The organism is Flavobacterium galactosidilyticum (assembly GCF_020911945.1).
Classification (GTDB): domain Bacteria; phylum Bacteroidota; class Bacteroidia; order Flavobacteriales; family Flavobacteriaceae; genus Flavobacterium; species Flavobacterium galactosidilyticum.
This window is the reverse complement of sequence record NZ_CP087135.1, coordinates 60,469-85,455: the sequence shown is the minus strand read 5'-3', so window position 1 is coordinate 85,455 and position 24,987 is coordinate 60,469. Positions and strand designations below refer to the sequence as shown.

Here is a 24,987-nt window from a genome sequence, read left to right as displayed (position 1 = left end):
TTCACGAAGTTTAAATGGAAATAGTGAAAAATTATTCTGTCAAAAAATACCAAAAAAGTGATTATTTAGCTTGGAATGCCTTTATTGGTCAAGCCAAAAATGCTACTTTTTTATTTCATCGCGATTTTATGGAATACCATGAAGACCGATTTGAGGATTATTCACTTCTTATATATAATGAACAAAAACTTGTTGCGGTGTTGCCAACAAATCGAGTAGGAGATACTGTTTATTCGCATCAAGGTTTAACGTATGGCGGATTGGTTTATGGTCAAAAACTGAAATTGACGCATGTTTTGGAGGTTTTTAGAAGTGTTTTAGCTTTTTTAAATAAAAAAGGGATTTTACAATTGCAAATAAACTTGTTGCCTAGTTTTTATGCGATAGCGCATTCTGAGGAAATAAACTACGCATTGTTTTTAGCTCAAGCCAAATTATTTAGAAGAGATACATGTGCTGTTATCGATTTACAAAAGAAATTTTTAATTGCAAAAGGAAGAATGCAAGGGGTTGCAAAAGCTCGAAATAATAATCTAGTTATTAAAGAGGAATGTGCTTTTGACGCTTTTTGGAATGAAATTTTAATTCCCAATCTTAGCGAAAACTATCAGGTTAAACCTGTTCATTCACTAGAAGAAATTCAATATTTGCATCAAAAATTTCCAAGTAATATAAGACAGTTTAATGTTTACCATGAAAATAAAATTGTGGCAGGAACTACTATTTTCGAAACTAAAAACGTGGCTCACGCTCAATATATTTCAGGTGATTTTGATAAAAGTACTTTAGGTAGTGTTGATTTCGTTTACTATAATTTAGTCACAAAAGTATTTAAAAACAAAGCCTATCTTGATTTTGGTATTTCTAATTTAAATCAGGGGCGAAACTTAAATCAAGGACTTAGTTATTGGAAAGAAAGTTTTGGAGCAAATATTGTTGTACAGGACTTTTATGAAGTTTCAACTGCTAATTTTTACTATTTAGACAATATAATAGTATGATTAAATTTCTAGATTTAAAAAAAATAAACGAACCGTATGAAATTGCTTTTCAGGAAAAACTGAAATCGGTTTTAGATAATGGTTGGTATATTTTAGGGAATGAAGTCAAGGAATTTGAAACTAATTTTGCCAACTATTGTGTTACAAAACACTGTATTGGAGTAGGGAATGGCCTTGATGCCTTAGTCTTGATTTTTAAAGGATATATTCAGTTAGGGAAATTGCAAAAAGGTGACGAAGTTATTGTTCCGGCAAACACTTATATTGCGAGTATTCTCGCTATTTTACAAGCAGATTTAATTCCTGTTTTGGTCGAGCCAAAGTTGGAAACCTACAACATTAACCCAGATTTAATTCAAGAAAAAATTTCGTCTAAAACTAAAGCTATTTTAGCAGTTCATTTATATGGTCAGTTAGCAGAAATGGACACGATAAATATAATTGCTAGAAAATTTAATTTGATCGTTGTAGAAGATGCAGCTCAAGCTCACGGCGCAGTAAAAAATCTAAAACTTGAAACCGATAATCTCCAATCTGCAAGTGCTTACAGCTTTTATCCAGGGAAAAACTTAGGAGCTTTAGGCGATGCGGGTGCAGTAACAACAAATGACGCGAAATTAGCAAATGTCATTTATTCCCTGTCCAATTATGGTTCAGAAACCAAATATTATAATGATTATATTGGTGTAAATTCAAGATTAGATGAGTTGCAAGCCGCTTTTTTGAATGTCAAACTACCATATTTAGATGCCGAAAATGAAAAGCGTCGAATCATTGCAAAAAGGTATTTGTCTGAAATTAAAAATGATAAAATTATTTTGCCGTTTTATGATAATTTGTCAAATCATGTATTTCATTTATTTGTTATTCGAACTGAAAAAAGAACAGAATTACAAACATTTTTATTAGATAACGGAATCCAAGCCATGATTCATTATCCAATTCCGCCGCACAAGCAAAAAGCATTAGTTTCTTTTAATAATCTATCTTTTCCACTTACGGAGAAAATTCATGATGAAGTATTGAGTTTGCCTATAAGCCCGGTTTTGACTATGGTTGAGGTTGATTATATTATAAAAATAGTGAATCAATGGATATTCTAATAAAATCGTTTAACAGGCCGTATTACCTAGATCGATGTATTCAAAGCATTTATGCAAATGTACTGGATACGGCGATTTTAATCAAAGTTTTAGACGACGGGACACCTTCTCGCTACTTAGAAAAGTTACAAATTAAATATCCTAAAATTCTTATTTATAAATCATCCTATTATGATGAAAAATCAGAAGCAATTGATGTCAATCGAGAAATAGAAAGTTTGAGAATTCCAATAGATTTATGGATCAATGCTGCAAAAGATGCAACAGACTATTTTTTACTACTTGAAGATGATTTTCAATTTACAAAAAAGATTAATTTAGAAGAAACGCAAAAAATTTTGCAAGAGGAGAATATTTACTTGTTGAAATTAATTTGGTTGAATAACCCGAAGTTAATTAATGGAAGCACCATTAAAACCAAGGGTGATATTACGCTATATAATCCGGATTTATTTGTAAAGAGACCTATTTTTCATCGTCTTATTTTTGGGACAACACGGTATAAAATCAGAAGAATAATGAGTGTTTTTAAGGTATACTCAAAAGATCGTGCATTGCATTATTATTCAATTTATAATGTAGCCGGTGCAGTTTTTAAAAAAGATTATTTTCTAACGCTATGGAACGATCATGAAAACCAAGTGGATGAAAATTTACAATTAAGAAACGCAGTTAAATTTTTGTATAAAAATTCAAAAATTCAGTTCGCTAGGACTACTGAAGAGTATGTAGCTACTGGATTTTTATCTTCTGCTTCGAATAAAAATTTTGCAGTAGGTAACTTTGATGTTTTTGTATTTAATAAAATATTAAATCAGGCTTGGTTTGTTGATCAATTTAATATGAATGATGATACTTCAGAAGTTGTGAATCTTACAAAAATTGAAGGTGTTTTGTCAATAGAAAATAATTTTAAAGCGACTGTACAAGATTGGAATAAATGGGTATTTCTTTTTAAACAACAATTCCGGAAAATAGGTTGTAACATTTAGTAAAAGTGGAAATAGAAAAAAAAGAATCACACAAAACTATTCTTAAAACAACAGGGGTTTTTGGCTTTGCCCAGCTGCTAAAGATACTTGTAGGATTAGTTAGTTCTAAGTTTGTTGCTCTATTTTTAGGGACAACAGGAATAGGTGTAGTAGGACTTTTACAAAACACACTTTCCATTATCACCTCATTAACTGGATTTGGAATCAATATTAGCGGGGTTCGAATGGTCGCTTTGTCGTATTCAGAAAATAATCAGCGAGAGTTTTCAAAAACAATTTTAGCTCTTAAAAGATGGTCAATTTTAACTGGAATTCTAGGGGTTTTGTTAACTTTAATCCTAGCTAAACCATTAAGTATTTGGACTTTTGGCTCTTCTGATTATGTAAACTGGTTTTTCATCTTATCCATCAATTTCATTTTTTCAAGTTTAGCAGTTAATAAAATGGTGGTTTTGCAAGGTACGCGTTCGATGAAAGCGATTGTACTTTCAACGGTTATATATGCTATTTTAGCAACGTTCGTTACCATTCCCATTTATTACTTTTTTAGAATGGACGGAATTGTTGCCGTATTGGTTTTAACAACTGTTTTGAATTATTTAGTCAATTGGTTTTTCTCAAGAAAGATTGAAATAATTCCTGTCCAAGTGAGCGTAAAAGAAACTCTTTCGCGCGGAATAGAAATGATTCAATTGGGTTTTTTACTTTCTATCAATGTTATTTTTGGGCAAATAATGTCTTATTTACTGAAGTTGTATTTTAATTTCCAGAATACTTCAGATTCAGTTTTGGGATTATATGTTGTAGCTTCAACGTTGTTAATTACTTATGTCGGAATGATTTTTAGCGCCATGTCCACTGATTTTTATCCGAGGCTGACAGTTGTGCAAAAAGTTAATTCGCAAGTAAAAGAAATGGTAAATGATCAAATTGAAGTGGCATTATTACTAATTACACCATTAATTTTAGGGTTTTATTTTTTAGCACCAGTTGTTGTCAGACTGCTCTATTCAAAGGACTTTCTCAATGTGGTTTTAATTCTAAAATTGGCATTATTGGCAATAATCGTAAAAGCAATTATTTGGCCGCTCGCTTTTATAATTTTAGCTAAGGGAGAAAAAAAACTTTATTTTAAGCAGGAATTAATTGGTGATGCTATGAATATTGGTTTCACTATTTTATTTTATGAATACTTTGGTCTGATAGGAATTGGATTGGCAATGCTATTCAATTACACGGTTTATGGGGTTTATGTTTATAACGTGGTCAAAAACAAATTCCAATTTACTTTTCGAAAAAACACATTAGGAATTATAGTGAAATCTATGGTTTTAGGAATTTTGGCTGCAATTACCGTTCTTTTCGTTGATTACCCTGATGCGTATTTGATTCTGTTAATTTTGTGTTTGACATCTATCTATTTCTCTTATGTAGAATTGAATAAGAGAATTAAAATCGAAGAATATTTATTAAAGTTTAGACATAAATTCAACAAGTGAGACAAGTGAATTTTCCAGCATTGACAGGCATTCGGATTCTTGCAGCGTATATGGTTTACATCCATCATTTTAATCCATTTCAAGCAGAGGTATTTGGTGTTGGTATGCATTATTTCTTTGATGGTTTTCACATAGGAGTAACTTTATTTTTTGTATTGAGCGGATTTTTAATTACACATAGATATTTTGACAGTCGTGATTTTGATCTCAAATCGTATTTACAAAAACGGTTGGCTCGAATATACCCCATGTATTTTATTTTAACTTCCTTGACATTTTTTTTAGGGTATTTTTTTCTTTAAAAGTTATGGTAGTTTAGGAAGTTATTTTTTGAACATTACATTTTTGAGAGGTTTTTTTGATGATTTAAAATTTAGCGATATTGCTCAAGGATGGACCTTAACGGTAGAAGAATCCTTTTATTTTTTAGCGCCGTTATTTTTTGTACTTATAAAAAAATGCAAATGGATGGTAATTTTGATTCCATTCTGCTTTATTTTATTAGGGGTTTTTTTAGTTGGAATCTTCCAAAATTGCAATTTTCATGGTTTTATGAATAACATTAATTTTATGTTAGGATATACTTTCTTTGGTCGGATATTTGAATTTTTTGTAGGTATAACATTAGGACTACTGTTGAAAAAGAATCCAAATTACAAATTTAAATTTTTTACAGCTGGAGGTGTTTTTGGTATTCTATTTTTCATTTATTTTTTGTCGATTTTAGAATATCATCCTTATTCCAACCTGCTTTTTATTCAAAAAAGTATAGTTAATAGTATACTACTTCCTGTTTTTGGAATAATGCCTTTTTTTTACGGACTAATTAATGAAAAAACAGCATTTTCGAAAGTATTAGGTAGTGATTTTTTTATCTTGTTAGGCAAAAGTTCTTATGTTTTTTATCTAATTCACATTGGGTTTTTTAGAACTTTTTTAAATACAATTTCGACTAATTATTTTTTCGTTTTTCTATCTTTAAATGTAATTGCAATTACACTTTATTATTATGTTGAAAAGCCTTTGAATGATTATTTTAGAAGTATTTAAATTTTGATCGAAAGTGACTCTTCTAGCACAGAATCCACTGAAATATCTAAGAAAACTTTACTTTTTTGTTTCTAGTCTAACTTTTAACTCTAAAAAGATATATTTAATCAATAACGCAAAATCCCTTGTTTTATAAGCAACTGTCATTTCAAAATGAATTCTTTTCAGCATTGCTACAAACTCTTCTTTTGTGCGATTCAATTTAAACGCTTTTTGAAGAATTAGGTAAGTAGAGTGGTTGAATCTGCGGGTCTTTTTATTGTTTTTTTGAGTGAGTAAAGTGTACATGGAATCTTTTAATACCCTTTTTTGAACTAAAATTTTATCCACATAATCAAAGTTGTAAATTCTAGATGCACGAATCCAGAAGTCGTAATCTTCATAAGCCAAGTTTTCATCATATCCGTTTAGGGAATCAAAAACCTCTCTTTTGACCAAAGAGCTTATAGAACAAAGATTATTGTTCCCATTTAGTAAGCCGATGTAAATATCTCCAGTAGGTTGCCTTCTTATTCTTTTTTGGTTACTGTTTGTTTCAAAATAATCTTTGATGTAGCGGCCATCTTCATTAATTAACTCGGCATTTCCATAAATTAAACCTAGATTTCCATAAATACTTTCTTCAAAACCTTTAAGTTGATTTACAATACTATCTGGTTTCAAAAGATCATCAGCAGCTAGGTCAATTATGTACTCACCTTTAGCTAATTTTAGACATTTATTAAAGGTTTTGGTATTGCCTAAATTTTCCTTATTAGCTATAAACTGAATTTCTGGATGTTGTTTTAGCCAGTTATTAATGACTTGCACTGAATTATCTGTACTAAAATCATCTGCAACAATTAGTTCCACATTAGGATGTGTTTGACCTAGAACTGATTCTAAAGCTTCTATCGCAAAGCTAGCATGATTGTAGCACAAACAAATAACGGTAACTAACGGCTTGTTGTGCATAAATTTGATATAAGAGTTTTATATTTGTTACGAAAATAACACTTCGATATTGGCAATGCAAGGTAAAAAGATTAAAATAGCGCTGGTAGGATATAAATTAGCCAATGGCGGATTAGAGCGTGTTTTAAGTACGGTTTCAGAGTTGTTGCATTATTCGAATTGTGAAGTTTGTGGGATTGTTTTAGAAAATGAAGTTGAATATCCTTTTCATGGAACATTGATTAATTTAGGAGGATATTCTAAGTTTAAAAAATATTTTAAATTAAGACGCTATTTAAAAAGGAATCAGTTTAATTATGTGATTGATTTTAGACATCGCATAAATCCTTGGATGGAACTGCTGTTTATTCATTATATTTATTCTGGTTTTAAATTTATTTATACTATTCATAGTAGTAAATTAGAGGTGTACTTAACTTCTAAAGGATGGATTTCTAAACAAATGTTATATCGAGCTTATAGAATTGTATCGGTTTCTGGGGCCTTGAATGAGAAAATTAAAAAAAAATATCAGTTCCATGATTGCGTTGTAATTCCTAATTCAATTGCTGAAAAATCATGTGAAGCGGAGTGTTTAGATGCTTTATTTCCTTTTGAATACTGTATTGCTGTTGGGAGATTAGTAGAGTTAAAACAGTTTGATAAACTGATTGATGCATACTGCAACTCAAATTTACGTAAAAGCGAAATACATTTAGTTATTGTTGGCGATGGTATAGAGAAAGAAAACTTATTAATGCAAATTGCAAGTTTGAAATTGACAAAATTCGTTCATTTACTAGGTTTTAGAAATGATGCTATTTGCTATATTAAGGAAGCTAGGTTTTTAGTGTTAAGTAGTAAATATGAAGGTTTTCCAATGGTCGTATTAGAAGCCTTAAATGCTGGAATTCCGGTTGTTTCATTTGACTGCGAAACGGGGCCAAATGAATTAGTACAGCATGAATTTAATGGTTTATTAGTTAAAGATCAAGATTTTGTAGCGCTTCAAATGGCAATTAACAGAATAGTAGATGGCAATCATTTGTACAATTTTTGTAAACAAAATTCAAAAACGTCAGTTCAATCATTTTTAGGAGAAAATATTCAGAAAAAATGGTTAAAATTATTGAGTATCAATGAAGTTTAATATGAATATAAAACTAATATCAATTCCAAAAATTGAAGATAATCGTGGGAATTTATCTGTTATTGAGCACGATGTGATTCCTTTTGAAATAAAGAGAGTCTATTATTTGTATGATGTTCCAGCGGGAGCTGAGCGCGGCGGACATTCACATATCGACCAAAAAGAGTTTCTTGTAGCATTAAGCGGAAGCTTTGATGTGGTTTTGAATGATGGTCAAAATCAGCAAATAGTAACCCTGAACAAGCCTTATGAAGGATTATTGATTAACCAAGGGATTTGGCGTGAACTCAATAATTTTTCTTCAGGAAGTGTTTGTCTGGTCGTTGCTTCTGCTGTTTTTGATGAAAATGACTATATTAGAGATTTTGAAGAATTTCTAGGGTTTAAATATTAATTATTGATATACGGAAAATTCGATTCCGTTTCTATAGAGCTTTTTCTTTATTGTAACCAATGGAATTTGGATCCATCGAGGTAAATGGAACACAATCCAGTTTTTTAATGTTATGTTTTCTTTGCCAATATTTTTATAATACTCTTTCGCTTTTTTTAAATCTCCACTAATTTTAAACTTTAATGCATAATCCATACGGTGAATATCAATAAAGGCTTTAAGGCTTTGATTGTTTTTTTCTGTATCTTGAAATTGAGAAAAGTCAATCAGTTTTTTGTCTTTAATATTGATTTTTGAAAGGCTATTGTTGTCTATTGTATTGTACTCTACAGTAACTGAATTTGTTATAGCGACTGGATAATGAACGGCAATTTTTATCCATAAATCTAAGTCTTGACCGCTAGATATATTTGGGTCGAAACCTCCTATTTTATCTAAAATATATTTTGGGATTGCAACTGCTGATGTTAATGCAATTCTGTTAACTAAGCTAGAATAAAAAAAATCGGTTACGATACCTGTGAAATTTTCAGGTATTTTTAAAAACTTGTTTTTGATGTATTTGTCTTTTGATACTTTAGAAATATACCTAGAAGCATATAGGCCGACTTCAGGAAAATTGTGAATTAATTTATTTAAAACTGCAAGATGGTCAGGAAGCCATAAATCATCAGCATCCAAGAATGCTACATAATTTCCTTTTGATTGTTCAATGCCATAATTTCTAGCGACAGAAACTCCCTCGTTTTTTTTGTAAAAATATTTAATTCTAGCATCATTGAATTGCAAAACAAGTTCTTCACTTTTATCAGTTGAAGCATCATTCACGATTATAATTTCATAATCTGAAAAAGATTGATTGAAAATGCTTTTTAAAGTGTTTTCAATAAAAGCTTCTTTATTGAAAAGAGGGATTATGACCGAAAATAAAGGCATCTAACTACTTTTTTATTAGCAAACATAATATATTTTTTAAGGGTCAAATGGGTTAATATCACATTTTTTTAATGATGTTGAATTTTGAGTTTTAAGTGCAGCTTTGAAAAGAAAGATGAAACTAGATCTTTTTCATTTTGGAATTTTTACAAAAGTAACCCAATCGGTAAAGGTCGAATAAAAATAAGGATGGTTTTTTAGATAGCAGGTTTTTTTTCAATGGTTTTTCAAAACGATCAAAAAGAAAGGAAGTTGTAGCTACTAAGTACGTGTTTTTTAAGATTTCAAACGCCTTTAGTAAACTTGAATCAGAAGTAGAAAGTATATTTTTTCGATATAATTCAATCAGATTTAGTACTGCTATTTTTGATTTTTCAATAAAAACAGCTGACTGTTCTTCATTTTGATGCACACAAGGATTGTCAATCTGCCGTATGGATACATTCTTTTCTTTTAATTTTTTCAAAAAAACTAAATCTTCAAATCCATAAGTCGTTATAGTAGCGTCAAAGCGATTGTTTAAAAAAAGTTTTTTCTCAATTAATAAATTCCAACTAAAAACGATGTCATGCGGATTTGTAATGCGGTATGTCAAATCTTTAGCTTCTCTTGCATTGCCGTAAATCCAACGCAGTAGCTTGTTCTTTTGAGGTTTAGCTTCAGAATAAGTTACTCCGCCAAATACCGCCTGTGGCTCTTGCTTGCTTGCTTCAATGTAGGTCTTGATGTAATTTTTATTTAAGGGAAAACTATCGGCCTCTAGAATTAGCAGATAATCAAATTTTGAAATTTCAGCTAACGTGTTGATGTTGGGAGCTCTGCCAAGGTTTTTTTTATTACTCAGATATTGGCCACCTTGTAATTTATTTATTTGGTTGTTTTCAATAAAGGTTATAGTTGAACAATCATCCTGACATAAAATCTCAAAAGGAATCCCGCATTCCATACATTGTTGATGCAATGCAAATACTAACGGAAAAGCATTGTAATTGTATATTGGAACCAGGATGGAGAGCATTAAACTGCTCTTTGCTGAACTACTTCAAAAATTTTAGAGTCCTCACATTTCAATGTTTTCGAAGGGAATTTCATTAACAACGCATAATCGTGCGTTGCCATAATGATGGTTTTTCCGTTCGTATTGATTTTTTTTAGTAGCTCTAGTACTTCAACGCTAGTTTGTGGATCTAGATTTCCTGTAGGTTCATCAGCAAGAATCAATTCTGGATCATTCAGTAAAGCACGTGCAATAGCCACACGTTGCTGCTCACCGCCTGAAAGTTGATGGGGCATTTTTTTGCCAAAATTTCCCATTCCCACTTTATTTAAAACTTCAACAATTTTGTCTTCCATTTCTACTTTATCAGTCCAGCCAGTTGCTTTAAGTACAAATAACATATTGTCATTGATACTGCGGTCTGGAAGTAGTTTGAAATCTTGAAAAACAATACCAATCTTTCTTCTTAAAAAAGGAATGTCATTTTCTTTTAAAGTGGCTAAATCAAAACCTACAACACTTCCTTCACCTTCAGATAAAGGTAAATCAGCATATAAAGTTTTCATTAAACTACTTTTTCCAGAACCTGTTTTACCAATGATGTAAAGGAATTCTCCATGATTTACCTCTAAGTTTACCTCTGTTAAAATAGATTTTGCTTCTTGATAAATAGTTACATTTTTTAAAGACAGGACGGATTGTGACATAATTTGCTTTTGTTTATGTGGTAAAAGTAATAAGATAACGGTTCTATTCAAAATAAATTCTACTGTAAAAGGCAGAATTAGAAAATTAAAAAAATAATAATGGGAAGTAGGACCTTTGATTTTAAGAATAGTATAAGTAAATAAGGTGAAATAGAGATTGTAAAATAAGTTTAGATAATAAAAGTTAATTTTGATTCGTTATAGAGTTTGGAATATAATATATTTGAATTATTAAAATAAAACTACAATGCGTAAACTTTCTTGGGGCTATTTACTTACTTCTTTTATTATATCAGCTGGGGCTTCAGCACAAAAATCAGATATTTACACACATGAATCTAAGGATTTTAATAGAGCCGTTTCTTTATTTAAAGGGCAACAGTATGCATCTGCACAACTTATATTTAATAAAGTAGCTGAAACGGCAAATACTGTTGAATTAAAATCTGATTGTGCGTACTACGCTGCTAATTGTGCCATTCGAACCAATCAATCGAATGCTGATGATTTGATGGAGAAATTCGTTTCGGATTATCCTACTAGTGTTAAACAAAACCAAGCCTATATTGAAGTGGCGCATTACCATTTTAATCAAGGTAATTATCCGCAAGCGTTACAGTGGTTTGATAAAGTGGACGAAAGTAGTTTGAGTAGAAATGATCAAGATCAGTTTAACTTTCAAAAAGGCTACAGTTTCTTTAATGCACAAAAGAAAAAAGAGGCAACAACATATTTGAACAAAGTGGTGAATTCTGCCGAATATGGTTCTCAAGCAAAATATTATTTAGGTTTTATGGCATATGAAGGTGATGACTATAAGCAAGCCACAAAGTATTTTGACGAAGTTTCTACAGAAGAAAAATATAAAGAAAAGCTTTCCTATTATCAAGCGGATATGAATTTTAAGTTGGGTAATTTCCAAAAAGCGATTGACTTAGGTCAAAAAGCAATGGCGAAATCAACTCCTGCTGAAAAATCAGAATTGAATAAAATTATAGGGGAAAGCTACTTTAATTTAAAAAAATATGACACTGCAATCCCTTTTTTAGTTGCTTACAAAGGAAAAAATGGAAGATGGAATAACACTGATTATTACCAATTAGGGTATGCGTATTACAAGCAAAAAGAGTATGAAAGTGCAATTTCACAGTTCAATAAAATTATAGGTGGTAAAGATTCAGTTGCACAAAATGCGTACTATCACTTAGGTGAAAGTTATCTTAATACCAATAAAAAGCAACAGGCTTTAAATGCATTCAAAAATGCTTCAGAGATGAGCTATGATCTAGCTATTCAAGAAGATGCTAGTTTGAATTATGCTAAATTGAGTTATGAATTAGGGAATTCGTATCAAAGCGTGCCTTCAATTCTGCAAGGTTTCCTTAGTAAATATCCAAATAACACAAGTAAATCAGAGATTGAAAAATTAGTGATCGATTCTTATATTTCTTCTAAAAACTATAAGGAAGCTTTAGTTTTATTGGAAAAAAATAAATCACCTGAAAATAAATTAGCGTACCAAAAAGTGCTTTTTTACAGAGGACTTGAGTTATACACGGATGGGAAATATGATGATGCTTTAAAAATGTTTACCAAAGCAACTACAGAGCAAAAAGATCCTATTTTTGCAGCTAGAGCAATTTTCTGGAAAGGGGAAACAGAATATATTTTGAATGATTTTAGAGAAGCATTGTTGAGTTACAAACAATTTGCTGCTTCGGCTCAAGCATCAAAAACGGCTGAGTACAAAAATTACAATTACAATATTGCCTATTCGTATTTTAAACTAAAAGAGTACGATCAGGCAGGTAATTATTTTCAAAGCCAAATAGAAAAGGCGCCTTCTGATAAGGTGCGTTTAAGTGATTCGTATTTGCGTTTAGCTGATTGTCGTTTTGTCACTTCTAAGTACAGTCAAGCTATGGACGCTTATAATAAAGTGATTGAATCTAAAAGTGTTGATGCGGATTATGCTTATTTCCAGAAAGCAATTTCTTATGGGTTTTTGTCTAAAAATGACAAAAAAATTGACGAGTTAAATAATTTCATTCAATCGTATCCAAAATCAGAATATAAAGATGATGCACTTTTTGAATTAGCTAATACTTACGTTGCTGATAATAAAAATGATTTAGCGATTAAAACATACGAGCGTTTGAATGTTGAATTCAAGAAAGGCTCATTTACTTCCAGAGCTATTTTACGCCAAGGATTAGTTTATTATAATACAGATAAAAATGATCAGGCAGTAATTAAGTTTAAAAAAGTTGCTGCTGATTTTCCTCGCACTCCAGAGGCTTTAGAAGCAGTGGCAACCGCTAGATTGATTTATGTGGATAGTGGTAGAGTTGATGAGTATGCAAGTTGGGTTCGTACTTTAGATTTTGTTGCCGTAACTGATGTAGAGCTTGAAAATGACAGCTATGAAGCGGCTGAAAAACAATTTCAACAGAATAATTCAAAACAAGCAATTGCAGGATTTAATAGTTATATAAGTCAATTTCCTCGTGGTTTACATGCTTTAAAAGCTAATTATTACTTAGCACAATCTTATTTTGCTGAGGGTTCTGAAAGCAAAGCCATACCAAATTATGAATTTGTAGTTGCACAAGCACGAAGCGAATTTACGGAGCAATCTTTATCTCGTTTGGCTCAAATATATTTGAAAAACAAGCAAACTGAGAAAGCTATTCCTGTTTTATTACGTTTAGATAATGAAGCTGATGTTGCTCAGAATAAAACCTATGCACAATCTAATTTGATGAAATCTTACTACGAGCTAAAGGATTATCCAAATGCAGTAGTGTATGCTGAAAAAGTATTAGCAAACACTAGAATGGATGACAAAGTTAAAAGTGATGCTCAAATTATTATAGCACGAGCAGCATTTGAAACTGGTGATGAGGCACGAGCAAAAGTCGCTTATGCGCAAGTACAGAATATTGCTAGGGGAGAATTAGCAGCTGAGGCGCTATACTATGATGCGTATTTCAAAAATAAAGAAGGAAATTACAGTGCTTCAAATGATGTGGTTCAGAAACTGGCTAAGAATTATTCAAGTTATAAATATTTTGGAGCAAAAGGATTAGTCTTAATGGCTAAAAACTTCTACGGACTGAAAGATAGTTTTCAAGCAACTTATATTTTAGAAAATGTAATTAAAAACTTCACAGATTATCCGGAAGTAGTTGCAGACGCTAAAACAACGTTGGACAAAATTAAAACAGAAGAAGCTAAAACAAATTCATCGATAACAAAATAATTCGCCGATTTAATCTTTGTTTAGATCTAAAATTTGATAAAAATCAAGAGTGTATTTCTCTTTGTTAAAAACACATAAAATAAGATGGTAATTAAAAAATATAATACAATTTCATTTAAAGAGCCTTTTTCTCAATGCATCAATTTACTTTCTGTTAGTAAACTTAGTGTGGGAGTGGCGCTGCTTTTTATATCGCAAATTTCACTTGCGCAAGACAAAAAACAAATAGGAAATGAAACGGTAAATGTGGTTAAACCTTATACTCCAAAAATTTCTGATGCTTCTAAAGTAAAAGAAGTGCCTGAGTTAGATGATGAGGGAAATGCTAAAAAAGAAACGATTAAATATACTATTTTTTCATTTCCAGTAGCCTCAACGTTTGCACCTTCTAAAGGAAAAGCTGAAGGAGTAGAGAAAGAAGAGCAAGCACATTTGTTTAAAAACTATGCAACTGCAGGTCTTGGTAACTACGGTACATTTATTGGGGAATTGTTTGTAAATCATGATCTAAATGATACGGATTATGTGGGCGGAATGTTCCGTCATCATTCATCTCAAGGCGGTATTAAAGACGTGTTGTTAGATGATAAATTCTATGATACTTCATTAGATTTAATGTACGGTTCAAATCGCGAAAATGTGTCGTGGAATCTTGATTTAGGTTTGCAGAATCAAATTTATAATTGGTATGGTTTACCAACTGATTTCGGTAGTGGATTAACTCCGCAAAACAGAGGGCAACTAATAAATAGTATTGATCCAAGACAATCTTACAATAGAATATCTTTAGGTGGAAATATCGCTTTTAAAGAAAGTATCTTAAATAAAATGAGTTTGGAATTCAGTCATTTTACGGATATTTTTAATTCTGCGGAAAATAGATTCTACATAAAACCAACAGTACAATTTGACGTAATGGATAGTGCTGTAAAAACAGATATAATAGTGGATTATGTAGGTGGAACTTTCGAAAAAAACTACATCAATAATACGCAGTCTTTAGAATATGGTTTTACAAACATAGGTATTTCTCCTAGTTTTGTAATGCTAAAAGAAGACTGGACATTGAATATTGGTGCTGCTATTTTTTACAGTATAGAAAATCAAAATACTAATAAATTGTATGTTTATCCAAAATTCAACGCTTCTTATAAAGTAGTTGGAGACTTAATGATTTTTTATGCTGGAGCAGAGGGAGATTTAAAGCAAAACTCGTATCAAGATTTAGTAGATTTAAATCCATTTTTGTCACCAACTTTATTCATTAAACCTTCGGATCAGCAATATGATATTTTTGCTGGTTTAAAAGGAAAACTAACAAATAATTTAAGTTATAATGTTAAGGGTTCTTATATTAACGAAAGAAACAAAGCATTATTTAGAAGTAATGATTACACTGAAAATACTGCTAATGAAAACTATGCTTTTGGAAATTCTTTTCAAGTAGTTTACGATGATATGCGAACATTGAATTTTTACGGAGAATTAAAAGCTGATTTTTCGGACAATGTAACTTTTGGCGTAAACGGAAGTTTCAGTAGTTTTAAGAATGATAATCAAAGTGAAGCCTGGAATTTACCAGCTATAAAAGTAAATACAAGTCTTGATTTTAATATTACAAAAAAATGGTTTGCAGGAGCTAATTTGTTTTACGTAGGAGAACGTAAAGACTATAAAACAAATATGGATATAGTGTATGTAGTTGCTCCAAGTCAAAATCCAACCACCTTAAAATCATATTTTGATGTTAACGCAAATGTTGGATACAATTATAGTGATCGTTTGACTGCATTTGTTAGAGCTAATAATATTGCAAATAATGGATACCAAAAATGGTTAAGTTATCCGGTACAGAGTTTTCAATTGATTCTAGGAGCAAATTATAAATTTGACTTTTAATATTTTAAAATGCACATAAAAAAAACAGGCTATTCTTTCGAGTAGCCTGTTTTTGTATAAATTAGATTTTGTTTTTACTTTGTAAAAGGAATAGCAAGTCTCACTTTGTCCCAACCTAAATTAAGTACTGTTCCATTATCAGCTTTGGTGAAAACCATAGAAAGAGCTTCTAGATATTCATCTGCCACAGTTACAGGAACTGTTAAGCGTGCTACATCATTTTTTTCGTTGTACGTGTAGGCTCCCCAAACATTTCTGTCTTTGTTTATTATAATGACACATTCATTTTCGGTGGGAATGGTATAAAGGGTATAAATCCCAGCCGGCACTTTGGTTTTACCTAAATACATGTCATTAAAAAGACTTATTTCATTTGCTTCATTAGCTCCTGTTCTCCAAACTTTTCCTTGAGGTACTACTTCAGTAAGACTACGCCCTTTTAATTGAGGTCTGCTGTAGATTACTCGAGCAATTTTGTTGGAATCTTTATAATCAGTAGGAAACCATGCCGCATCCATTGGGCTTTTGTCTAGATCTGGAAATTTTTGAGCATTTGCGTCAACAGATAAAAGCATCGTAAGTGAACAGATTCCTGTGGTAATAAGTGTCGATTTTTTCATAATTATACTAACGGTTAATAGTTTATAAAGTCAATTTTAATTCGTAAAGTTATATATTCATACCGAAGTTTCATAACAAAGAAATTACGATTTATTATCTAATGTTATGATTTTGAAATAATACCCTAACTTTGATGGTTTAATAAGACTCAAAACTGGTTTCCGTTTTTAGTTAATTTACGCTAGTTTTGTTTTCTTTCTCAGCATTATTTCATACAAAAAAATATGACTTTTAAACAAAAAATACATTCCTATTACTTGCAGTTAGTTCAAGACAAAATCGATATTTTTAAAGATATGATTGTGGCGCTTACTGATGATTCAAAGAATGATGCTAAAGGTTCAGCTGGTGATAAGCATGAAACAGCATTATCAATGATGCACATTGAACAAGAAAAACTCAATCGCAAATTGAGAGAAGTGCTAGATCAAAAAATAATTTTGGATAAAATAGATTCTAATACTGTTGCCAAAACTATTATTTTGGGGAGTTTAGTAAAGGCAAACGGAATTTACTTGTATCTATCTTTGGCTTTGCCAAAAATTAATATCGAAGGAATTAATGTTATCGCACTATCTCCACAATCTCCATTGGGTAATAAGTTGATGGGGAATCCAGTAGGTTTTACTTTTGAAATAAATAGTACAAAATATACTATCGAAGACCTATCATAATCTAAGAGTTAATACTTTAAATTCTAAATACATGAAACAAATCATACTACTTCTTTCTATATATTTATTGATTTCTTGTAATCAAAAAAATAAAATAGCTGCTGATACTATTATTACTGATGCTACAATTTACACCGTCGATGAAAAATTTGGTACTGCATCAGCTATGGCGATTAGTGATGGTAAAATTCTAGCAATTGGAACCAATGAAGAAATTAAAAACACTTACGATTCTAAAAATATGATTGAAGCAAAAGGCAAATTTATTTATCCAGGATTGATAGATGCGCATTGTCATTTTTATGGTTACGGACTAAATTTGCAGGAAGTAGATTTGCGCGGTACAATCAGTATGAAGGAAGTTATAGAGCGTGTAAAGGCTTTTCAGAAAGAGAAAAATCTCGATTTTATTGTAGGTAATGGTTGGGATCAAAACGATTGGGAAGTAAAAAAATATCCATCAAAAGAAGATTTAGACGCTGAGTTTCCTAATATTCCTGTAGTTTTAAATAGAATAGATGGACATGCTATGATTGTTAATAGTAAAGCTTTAGCGCTAGCTGGCATTACTAGTAAAACTATTGCTATTGGAGGTCAAATCGAATTGGTGAATGGACAGCCAACAGGGATTTTAATTGATAATCCAATGCGTATGATTAGCGCTATTATTCCACAACCAAGCCGTAAAACGCAAATAGCAGCTTTAGTAGATGCTGAAAAAACGATGTTTGATTATGGCTTAACCACTGTAAATGATGCGGGATTATCTCCTGATATAATCCAGTTAATTGACAGTTTACAGAAAGCAAAAGTGTTGAATATTAATGTCTATGCAATGATTTCAGCCAATCAGAAAAATATTGATTTATATCTAAAAAAAGGACTTTATAAAACCGATGCTTTGAATGTGCGTTCGTTTAAACTATTTGGTGATGGAGCTTTAGGTTCTAGGGGTGCTTGTATGCACAAAGAATATTCGGATATGGCTAAACAACATGGTGCTTTGCGTTCCACTCCGCAAGAATTAAAATCGATTGCAAAACAAATTGCAGCATCTGATTTTCAACTAAACTCACACGCTATTGGAGATTCAGCCAATACTGTTTTATTAAAAATCTATAAAGAAGTTTTGACTGGTAAAAAAGACCGAAGATGGAAAATTGAACATGCGCAGGTAATTCGGGAACAAGATTTTGATTATTTCAAATTAGGAATCATTCCTTCGGTTCAACCTACTCATGCAACATCTGATATGTATTGGGCAGGTGATAGATTAGGAAAAGAAAGACTGAAAAATTCGTACGCCTATAAAAAGTTGCTTAAAAAAGCTGGAATTGTAGCTTTAGGAACTGATTTCCCAATCGAAGAAGTAAATCCAATGTTAACTTTTCATTCAGCTGTTGCTAGAAAAGACAGTAAAAATTATCCAAAAGGTGGATTCCAAATGGAAAATGCGTTAAGCAGAGAAGAGACATTAAAAGGAATGACAATTTGGGCTGCCTTTTCAAATTTCGAGGAAAAAGAAAAAGGAAGTTTAGAAGTTGGAAAATGGGCTGATTTCGTAATTTTTGATCAAGATTTGATGAAAGTTAAGGAGGAAGAAATTGTAAAAATTGTTCCGTCAGCCACTTATTTAAAAGGGAAAAAAGTGAAATAAGGATATTTAAGAGAATGATTCTTTATGGTTTTTGAAGATGTTTACATTTTGCCTTTATTCAATAGAAGCCAAAATGAGTCCTTTTTTTTGAAAAATATTTAATGTTTTATATCCAAAATGGCAGTTAGAGCATGATTAACCATTTCCTAATCTCCTAATTCACAAAAAAGCACAAAATCTGTTATTTTTGTGAGAATACAAAGCTATTGTCTGTCTTAAATCAGTAAAAAAACACCATTCCATAACTAAAACTTTCGTAAATTCGCCACCTTAAAAGTTTGACTTTAAAACGAAACGAAATTATGAGCAAAACAATGACAGTCGACATCTTGTCGAGTATTAAAGGAGCACAGCCTTCAGAGTCCGTGAACAAATTATTTGATGTAATTAAAAATGCAGTTCCAACAAATAATAATAATCCTGAAAATAATGTCAATCGTAATTGTGTGTCTGTAAATGATTTAAGAGAAGATGTGGTGATAGAGAGTTCGGCTATTGAAAAACAAATAATTATAGAAAACTTCCCGAACAAAAAAAATGGTTTTTTAGTAGTTGCTAAAGTGATAGAAGGATAAAAATGGATTCTCAAATAAAAAAAATACACCAACAATTGGTGTCGAAACAAATAACTTGTACGGCTTTGGTACAAGAAAAATTAGAGGTGCTTAAACAAAATACGTATAATTCTGTCAATTCTTTATTGGATACTTTGGCGCTAGATTTAGCTGCTAAGGTAGATGCTAAAATTGCAAACGGAGAAACCATCGGTCTGTTAGAAGGAATTCCTTTTGGAATTAAAGATGTGTATATGGTTCAAGGAACTTACACAACGGCAAGTTCTGATTTACTTAAAAATTATAAATCGCCATATACGGCAACTGCCATTCAAAAATTATTGGATGCAGGTGCGATTCCTTTGGTGAAAGAAAACTGCGATAGTTTTGGTCACGGTTCTTCTAGCGAAAACACCATTTTTGGAGCAGTGAAAAATGCGGTCGATCCAACATTAGTTGCGGGAGGTTCAAGCGGTGGATCTGCGGTAAATGTGGCAAAAGAATACACAGTTTTTTCTATTGGTGGAGATACAGGAGGTTCGATTCGTCAGCCAGCAGGTTACAATAATATTTATGGTTTCAAACCAACATACGGAAGGATTTCAAGATTTGGACTAATGGCGTATGCATCTTCTACAGATTGCGTTGGGCCATTGGCAAAATCAATTGAAGATATCCGAATTGTATTGAATGTAATGAGTGGAAAAGATCCAAAAGATCAAACTTCAATTGCTTCAAACGAAATTAGTGAAGCGGCAGTTGCAACTTCAGGAGTGAAAACAGTTGGATATTTCAAAAATTTTATCGAAAGTGATGCTATTGATGCTCAGGTAAAAGCTGATTTTTTAGCGAGTATCGAAAGAATAAAAGCCAAAGGAATTACAGTAAAAGAATTGGATTTCTTTAAATCGGATATTTTAGTTTCGACTTATTATACGTTGGCAATGGCGGAAACGGCTTCGAATTTATCTCGTCTAGACGGAACTAATTACGGAAACCGAATTGAAGCAGAGAATTTAATTGAAACATATGCAGTAACGCGTTCTGAAAACTTTTCAGAAGAAACAAAACGTAGAATCGTTGGTGGAAACCAAGTATTGTCTCAAGGTTTCTCGGATGAAATCTATTTGAAAGGATTGGCAGTAAGAGATCAAATTTCGGAGAACTTCAGTAAAGATTTTAACGAGGTGGATATTATTTTATCGCCAGTTACACCAAGTACTCCGCCTAAAATTGGAGATAGTTTAAAAGATCCGTTGGCAATGTATTTGTCAGATGCGTATACGGTTGGTTTTAGTTTGGGACAATTACCAACGTTAACCGTGCCACAAGGAACTAGCACTGGACTGCAAATTACGGCAGCAAAAAATAATGATGAATTAGTATTGCAATTTGCAAACTTCTTAAAAGATACACTATAATGGAATTGGAGCAATTAACATCGGCATTAAAAGCCCACGATTTAGAATTGGTAATCGGACTGGAAACTCACGTTCGATTGAATACCAAAACCAAGTTGTTTTGTTCTTGTCCCAATCAAGAAATAGAAACACCTAACCAAAATATATGTTCGGTTTGTACTGGACAAATGGGGGTTTTGCCTGCCTTGAATAAAGAAGCGATTACCAAAGCGATTTATTTTGGAAAAGCGGTAGAATCATCATTTAGTAATGAAATTATCTCTTGGGATAGAAAGCATTACGAATACCCAGATAATCCAAAAAATATTCAGATAACGCAATTTCACAATCCAATAATTCCTGACGGACAAGTTTCTTGTTATAGAAATGACGGTTCTCAATTTACTGTGAATTTAACGCAAGTTCATATTGAGGAAGATGCTGCCAAATTGATGCACGAAAAGAAAATTTCGTTAGTCGATTTTAACAAAGCTGGTGTTCCATTGATCGAAATTGTTACAGAACCTTGTGTTCGTAATATAGAAGATGCTTCGACTTACGCACAATACATTCAACGTATTGTTCAAAATCTAGGAATTTCTGAAGCGAATTTGGAAAAAGGAGAATTCAAATCGGATGTTTCGGTTTCTTTACGCAAAATAAATTCAGATGTTTTAAATCCAAGGACAGAAATCAAAAACTTGAATTCGTTTAAGTTTATGATTGAAGCTTTGAAAGAAGAAGTAGAGAAGCAGTTCAATTATTTTATCGAAAACAAAGAGTTTAGACCTGATCAAACTACGGTTTTATGGGATGCTGATTTGAAGCAAACCAAAGTAATGCGTAAAAAAGAATTCGAAGCGGATTACCGTTTTATTTCGGAACCCGATTTGCCTTTCGTAAATATTAAAGCAGAGATTGAAGCGATTAAAGTAGATACAAGTGCTTTGCCTTATGCGGTGGAATCTATTTTGATTAACGGAGGTGTCTTGCCCCAAGATGCTAAGTTTTTTACTGCAGATGCGTTGCGTTCTAGAACGTTTGTGACTTTGAATAACAAAATTAACGATCCTTCTTTTGTTGCTAAAACTTTGTCTAATAATGTTAAGGCAGAAGACTACGTTAAAATTCATAATATTGAGCATTTAGAAACCATTTTTGTTTTGTTTAAAGCAGAAAAAATAACGGCAGTTTTAGTTCAAAATGCGATTGCAGGTTATTTACAAGATCAAAATTTTGATTACAACAAATACTTCTCAGATAACACGATTTCAGAAGATAAAATCCAAGAAGTTATTGCAAAAGTAATTTCAGAAAATGAGGAGGTAGCCAATGATATTAAAGCAGGTGACCAAGGAAAAGCGGGTATTTTAGTTGGGAAGGTTTTAGGAATTATTGGAAAAGGAGCAAACGGAAAAGTAATTCGTCAAATTATTTTAGATGGATTAGCTGTAGGGACAAGTCGCGACTTGTCTGTACCATTTTCGGAAGAAAATCCCGATTTGTCCGTGGCAATTTCGGAAGAAAAGGTAATTCAAGAAGAAAGTCTTCCTGAAATTCCAATTATTATAAAAGATACGTATAGAACGCATAAGATTTCGCAGTTGTCAGAAGAAAGCATCAAAGAAGAAGTGATGTTGTCGGGTTGGGTTGCAAGTGTTCGTGATCATGGAGATTTGATGTTTATCGATTTGCGTGATTCGAGTTACGAAATTTTCCAAGTTCGTATCAGTAGAGAGTCATTTCCTAATATCGATGAGTTAGTGAAATTGAAACCAGAATCGGTTATTTCGGTAACAGGTATTGTGGTTGGTCGTAATGTAGACGATTATAATGCAGGTTTACGTACGGGTAAAATTGAATTAGAAACTTCTGATTTAGAAATTTTAAATTTATCTAAAACTTTGCCTTTTGAAATTAAAAGAGCAGCAAAAACAAATGAAGCAATTCGTTTTCAATACAAGTTTTTAGATCATAGAAACGAAGAGGTAAGAAGAGCGATTGTAAACCGTCATAAAGTAATTAAGTTATTGCGTGATATTTTAGATGAAGAAGAATTTCTAGAAATTGAAACACCAATTTTGAGTGCAGGAACCGATGAAGGAGCACGTGAATTTATTGTTCCTACTCGTAAAGGTTCAGGCTTATTTTACACGCTTCCACAAGCGCCACAACAGTTCAAACAAATGTTGATGGTAAGTGGTTACGAGAAATATTTCCAAATTGCGCGTTGTTTTAGAGATGAAGATTCTCGTGGGGATCGTCAGCCTGAATTTACACAATTGGATATTGAAATGGCGTATGCGAGTATGCAGCAAATTATTGATTTGAATACTAAAATGTTCAATGAAGTAGTGACAAAAATATATGGTAAAAAATGGATTTTGCATCCGTTTGAATTGATTACCTATAAAGATGCAATGGATTTTTACGGTTGCGACAGACCTGATTTACGTTATGGTCTGAAGATGCAAGACATCACCGATATTGTAAAAGAAACGACTTTCCAAGTTTTTAGTAAGCCAATTGAAGAAGGTGGAATTGTAAAATGTATCAAAGTTTCGGCTCAAGAGCAAGGAAACAAACGTTTGTCTAAAGGTCAAATCGAAAATCTTACCGCTATTGCGCAACAGAACGGTTTGGGTGGATTGGCTTATATTATTGTAAATGAAGACGAATTGCAATCACCTATTATTAAGTTTTTAGGTGAGGAAATAGCTGTGGGAATCATTAATGCGACTAATGCTCAAGTTGGGGATATTGTATTCTTCTCAGCGGCTGATTATGCAACGGCTAACAAAGCGTTGGATGCGGTTCGTCAAGAAATGGGTAGAATGCTGAACTTGATCAATCCGAAGGAATTGCGACCGGCTTGGGTAGTTGATTTTCCAATGTTTGAAAGAACAGATGAAGGAAGATGGACATTTACACACAATCCTTTCTCTATGCCTGCTATTTATGATTTACAAAAACATATGAATGGTAATGATGAAGAAATTGGAACTATCATTGCACAGCAATATGATATTATCTTAAATGGTTATGAAATTGGTGGAGGATCGGTTCGTGCACACAAATCAGAAATTCTAGAAGCGACTTATAGAAATATGGGTTACAACAAAGAAGAAATGATGAAAAGTGTCGGAACGATGCATAAAGCGTTTCAATACGGAGCACCACCACACGGAGGAATTGCCTGGGGAATTGACCGTTTGATGATGATTTTGGAGAAAAAAGCATCGATTCGTGAAGTTATGGCTTTCCCAAAGACAGGATCGAGCGAAGATTTATTATTTGGCGCACCATCTCTTTTATCAGATAAAAAAGTGGAGGAAATGAATGTGAGGATTATGAGGAAATAGATTTTTAAAATCTAAATAAATATTTAAAAAGCAGATTTGTATCGAATGATATAAATCTGCTTTTTTTTGTGATAGATATTTTTTAACCGCAGATTCGCAGATTTTTTCTTTAAAAACTTACGCTTAAAATTATTTAAAAATCTGCGAATCTGCGGTCATTTGTTGTTTATGAACGTGGCTTATTAATTCCTCTATCATAAAGCACAATACTTCCTGCTACCGATACATTTAAGCTTTTTTCAGATTTGAATTTTACTAGAAAATGACATTTTTCTATTGCTTGTTTCGTTAGTCCATTGTCTTCTGCGCCAAGCAAATAAACACAACGTCTTGGATGTTCGAAAGTTTCTAAATCTTCAGCTCGTTCATCTAATTCAACACCAACTAATCGAGCACCTTTTGGTAAGTTTTTATAAAAGTCGTCAAAAGATTCGTAATGGAAATAGGGCATCGATTTTACTGCATTGTGAGTGTCGCATGCTTGTTTTGCATATCTATTGCCAATTGTGAAAATAAAACTGGCACCTAAATTTTGAGCAGATCGCCATAATACGCCTAAGTTTTCAGGGGTTTTGCCGTTCAAAATCCCTATTCCAAAATATTCAGTTATAAAATTATCATTCATTGTGTAAAAATACAAACAGTTATTTGTATTGTCAAAGTTTTAATTTTATAAAAAAGCCTTATTTATAGTTGTTTTTGTTACCAAAAAATGACAAAATGTTAATAACTTAAAGGCTTTGAAGGGGATTTTAACGGTTATCTAATTTGCGTTTTTATATATTTGCGTGTTAGA

Annotated in this window: 21 protein-coding genes; 15 read left to right on the top strand and 6 right to left on the bottom strand. The window is 32.0% G+C overall.

Translation table 11 applies throughout. The features are described 5' to 3' along the window. The first annotated feature begins 14 nt into the window (after positions 1–14). From LNP27_RS00325 to LNP27_RS00305, 6 genes are read left to right on the top strand one after another with little or no spacing between them, the layout of a single operon-like run. A complete protein-coding gene (locus tag LNP27_RS00325) occupies positions 15–1,001 on the top strand; it encodes a GNAT family N-acetyltransferase (RefSeq protein ID WP_229942559.1) in 987 nt (328 codons plus the stop codon). Next, on the top strand, positions 998–2,104 hold the full coding sequence (locus LNP27_RS00320; RefSeq protein WP_229942558.1) for a DegT/DnrJ/EryC1/StrS family aminotransferase: 1,107 nt from the start codon (positions 998–1,000) through the stop codon (positions 2,102–2,104). Before LNP27_RS00325 ends, LNP27_RS00320 begins: the two co-directional genes overlap by 4 nt. Further along, positions 2,092–3,096, top strand: coding sequence for a hypothetical protein (locus tag LNP27_RS00315; protein ID WP_229942557.1), 1,005 nt, complete (start codon positions 2,092–2,094; stop codon positions 3,094–3,096). The genes LNP27_RS00320 and LNP27_RS00315 overlap by 13 nt, the downstream gene beginning before the upstream one ends. A gap of 5 nt (positions 3,097–3,101) precedes the next feature. After that, positions 3,102–4,595 (top strand): oligosaccharide flippase family protein, encoded by a 1,494-nt coding sequence (locus LNP27_RS00310; RefSeq protein WP_229942556.1) that lies wholly within the window; start codon positions 3,102–3,104, stop codon positions 4,593–4,595. Beyond that, positions 4,592–4,897 (top strand): acyltransferase family protein, encoded by a 306-nt coding sequence (locus LNP27_RS15215; protein ID WP_255673710.1) that lies wholly within the window; start codon positions 4,592–4,594, stop codon positions 4,895–4,897. Before LNP27_RS00310 ends, LNP27_RS15215 begins: the two co-directional genes overlap by 4 nt. A gap of 28 nt (positions 4,898–4,925) precedes the next feature. After that, positions 4,926–5,645: an acyltransferase family protein gene (locus LNP27_RS00305; protein ID WP_255673709.1), complete on the top strand. Its 720-nt coding sequence runs from the start codon at positions 4,926–4,928 to the stop codon at positions 5,643–5,645. A gap of 57 nt (positions 5,646–5,702) precedes the next feature. Here the strand turns inward: LNP27_RS00305 and LNP27_RS00300 are convergent, their stop codons facing one another. Beyond that, positions 5,703–6,599 carry a glycosyltransferase family 2 protein gene (locus LNP27_RS00300; RefSeq protein ID WP_229942555.1) on the bottom strand — a complete coding sequence of 299 codons (897 nt, stop codon included), beginning with the start codon at positions 6,597–6,599 and terminating at the stop codon, positions 5,703–5,705. 55 nt (positions 6,600–6,654) lie between these two features. Between LNP27_RS00300 and LNP27_RS00295 the strand changes: the two genes are divergently transcribed. Together LNP27_RS00295 and LNP27_RS00290 are read left to right on the top strand one after the other, a co-directional pair. Beyond that, entirely contained in the window at positions 6,655–7,728 is a 1,074-nt protein-coding gene (locus tag LNP27_RS00295) for a glycosyltransferase (RefSeq protein WP_229944081.1), read from the top strand. A gap of 1 nt (position 7,729) precedes the next feature. Further along, positions 7,730–8,122, top strand: a complete 393-nt coding sequence (locus tag LNP27_RS00290; protein WP_229942554.1) for a sugar 3,4-ketoisomerase — start codon at positions 7,730–7,732, stop codon at positions 8,120–8,122. Here the strand turns inward: LNP27_RS00290 and LNP27_RS00285 are convergent, their stop codons facing one another. From LNP27_RS00285 to LNP27_RS00275, 3 genes are all read right to left on the bottom strand, one after another. Further along, complete coding sequence (locus LNP27_RS00285) at positions 8,123–9,058, bottom strand: glycosyltransferase family 2 protein (RefSeq protein ID WP_229942553.1); 936 nt, start codon at positions 9,056–9,058, stop codon at positions 8,123–8,125. Between the two features lie 121 nt (positions 9,059–9,179). Continuing rightward, positions 9,180–10,076, bottom strand: coding sequence for a glycosyltransferase family 2 protein (locus LNP27_RS00280; protein ID WP_229942552.1), 897 nt, complete (start codon positions 10,074–10,076; stop codon positions 9,180–9,182). Then, positions 10,076–10,762: a cell division ATP-binding protein FtsE gene (locus LNP27_RS00275; protein ID WP_229942551.1), complete on the bottom strand. Its 687-nt coding sequence runs from the start codon at positions 10,760–10,762 to the stop codon at positions 10,076–10,078. Before LNP27_RS00275 ends, LNP27_RS00280 begins: the two co-directional genes overlap by 1 nt. A gap of 247 nt (positions 10,763–11,009) precedes the next feature. Between LNP27_RS00275 and LNP27_RS00270 the strand changes: the two genes are divergently transcribed. Next, positions 11,010–14,024 (top strand): tetratricopeptide repeat protein, encoded by a 3,015-nt coding sequence (locus tag LNP27_RS00270; RefSeq protein ID WP_229942550.1) that lies wholly within the window; start codon positions 11,010–11,012, stop codon positions 14,022–14,024. A gap of 84 nt (positions 14,025–14,108) precedes the next feature. After that, the gene (locus LNP27_RS00265) at positions 14,109–15,923 is read left to right on the top strand and encodes a porin family protein (protein WP_229942549.1); all 1,815 of its coding nucleotides are present in this window, start codon (positions 14,109–14,111) and stop codon (positions 15,921–15,923) included. Positions 15,924–15,997: 74 nt separating this feature from the next. On the opposite strand, the gene LNP27_RS00260 is transcribed toward LNP27_RS00265, so the two are convergent. After that, positions 15,998–16,543: a DUF2911 domain-containing protein gene (locus LNP27_RS00260; protein ID WP_229942548.1), complete on the bottom strand. Its 546-nt coding sequence runs from the start codon at positions 16,541–16,543 to the stop codon at positions 15,998–16,000. 225 nt (positions 16,544–16,768) lie between these two features. Here LNP27_RS00260 and LNP27_RS00255 point away from each other — a divergent pair, with 225 nt between their 5' ends. From LNP27_RS00255 to gatB/aspS, 5 genes are all read left to right on the top strand, one after another. Continuing rightward, positions 16,769–17,218: a hypothetical protein gene (locus tag LNP27_RS00255; protein ID WP_229942547.1), complete on the top strand. Its 450-nt coding sequence runs from the start codon at positions 16,769–16,771 to the stop codon at positions 17,216–17,218. Between the two features lie 31 nt (positions 17,219–17,249). Beyond that, entirely contained in the window at positions 17,250–18,875 is a 1,626-nt protein-coding gene (locus tag LNP27_RS00250) for an amidohydrolase (RefSeq protein WP_229942546.1), read from the top strand. Between the two features lie 302 nt (positions 18,876–19,177). Continuing rightward, on the top strand, positions 19,178–19,450 hold the full coding sequence (locus tag LNP27_RS00245) for an Asp-tRNA(Asn)/Glu-tRNA(Gln) amidotransferase subunit GatC (protein WP_229942545.1): 273 nt from the start codon (positions 19,178–19,180) through the stop codon (positions 19,448–19,450). 2 nt (positions 19,451–19,452) lie between these two features. Next, a complete protein-coding gene (locus LNP27_RS00240) occupies positions 19,453–20,850 on the top strand; it encodes an amidase (RefSeq protein ID WP_229942544.1) in 1,398 nt (465 codons plus the stop codon). Further along, positions 20,850–24,191, top strand: a complete 3,342-nt coding sequence (gatB/aspS, locus tag LNP27_RS00235) for a bifunctional amidotransferase subunit GatB/aspartate--tRNA ligase AspS (RefSeq protein ID WP_229942543.1) — start codon at positions 20,850–20,852, stop codon at positions 24,189–24,191. Before LNP27_RS00240 ends, gatB/aspS begins: the two co-directional genes overlap by 1 nt. A 166-nt stretch (positions 24,192–24,357) precedes the next feature. Here gatB/aspS and LNP27_RS00230 read toward each other — a convergent pair whose 3' ends face one another. Further along, positions 24,358–24,816, bottom strand: coding sequence for an RNA methyltransferase (locus LNP27_RS00230; RefSeq protein WP_229942542.1), 459 nt, complete (start codon positions 24,814–24,816; stop codon positions 24,358–24,360). Positions 24,817–24,987 lie beyond the last annotated feature (171 nt).

Excerpts from the sequence above, each read along its gene's own strand:
- LNP27_RS00240 (WP_229942544.1), top strand. The coding sequence starts at position 19,453 with ATGGATTCTCAAATAAAAAAAATACACCAACAATTGGTGTCGAAACAA.
- gatB/aspS (WP_229942543.1), top strand. The coding sequence starts at position 20,850 with ATGGAATTGGAGCAATTAACATCGGCATTAAAAGCCCACGATTTAGAA.
- LNP27_RS00265 (WP_229942549.1), top strand. The coding sequence starts at position 14,109 with ATGGTAATTAAAAAATATAATACAATTTCATTTAAAGAGCCTTTTTCT.
- LNP27_RS00290 (WP_229942554.1), top strand. The coding sequence starts at position 7,730 with ATGAATATAAAACTAATATCAATTCCAAAAATTGAAGATAATCGTGGG.
- LNP27_RS00245 (WP_229942545.1), top strand. The coding sequence starts at position 19,178 with ATGAGCAAAACAATGACAGTCGACATCTTGTCGAGTATTAAAGGAGCA.
- LNP27_RS00270 (WP_229942550.1), top strand. The coding sequence starts at position 11,010 with ATGCGTAAACTTTCTTGGGGCTATTTACTTACTTCTTTTATTATATCA.
- LNP27_RS00295 (WP_229944081.1), top strand. The coding sequence starts at position 6,655 with ATGCAAGGTAAAAAGATTAAAATAGCGCTGGTAGGATATAAATTAGCC.
- LNP27_RS00260 (WP_229942548.1), bottom strand. The coding sequence starts at position 16,543 with ATGAAAAAATCGACACTTATTACCACAGGAATCTGTTCACTTACGATG.
- LNP27_RS00275 (WP_229942551.1), bottom strand. The coding sequence starts at position 10,762 with ATGTCACAATCCGTCCTGTCTTTAAAAAATGTAACTATTTATCAAGAA.
- LNP27_RS00285 (WP_229942553.1), bottom strand. The coding sequence starts at position 9,058 with ATGCCTTTATTTTCGGTCATAATCCCTCTTTTCAATAAAGAAGCTTTT.
- LNP27_RS00325 (WP_229942559.1), top strand. The coding sequence starts at position 15 with ATGGAAATAGTGAAAAATTATTCTGTCAAAAAATACCAAAAAAGTGAT.
- LNP27_RS00250 (WP_229942546.1), top strand. The coding sequence starts at position 17,250 with ATGAAACAAATCATACTACTTCTTTCTATATATTTATTGATTTCTTGT.
- LNP27_RS00255 (WP_229942547.1), top strand. The coding sequence starts at position 16,769 with ATGACTTTTAAACAAAAAATACATTCCTATTACTTGCAGTTAGTTCAA.
- LNP27_RS00315 (WP_229942557.1), top strand. The coding sequence starts at position 2,092 with ATGGATATTCTAATAAAATCGTTTAACAGGCCGTATTACCTAGATCGA.
- LNP27_RS00320 (WP_229942558.1), top strand. The coding sequence starts at position 998 with ATGATTAAATTTCTAGATTTAAAAAAAATAAACGAACCGTATGAAATT.
- LNP27_RS00280 (WP_229942552.1), bottom strand. The coding sequence starts at position 10,076 with ATGCTCTCCATCCTGGTTCCAATATACAATTACAATGCTTTTCCGTTA.
- LNP27_RS00300 (WP_229942555.1), bottom strand. The coding sequence starts at position 6,599 with ATGCACAACAAGCCGTTAGTTACCGTTATTTGTTTGTGCTACAATCAT.
- LNP27_RS00230 (WP_229942542.1), bottom strand. The coding sequence starts at position 24,816 with ATGAATGATAATTTTATAACTGAATATTTTGGAATAGGGATTTTGAAC.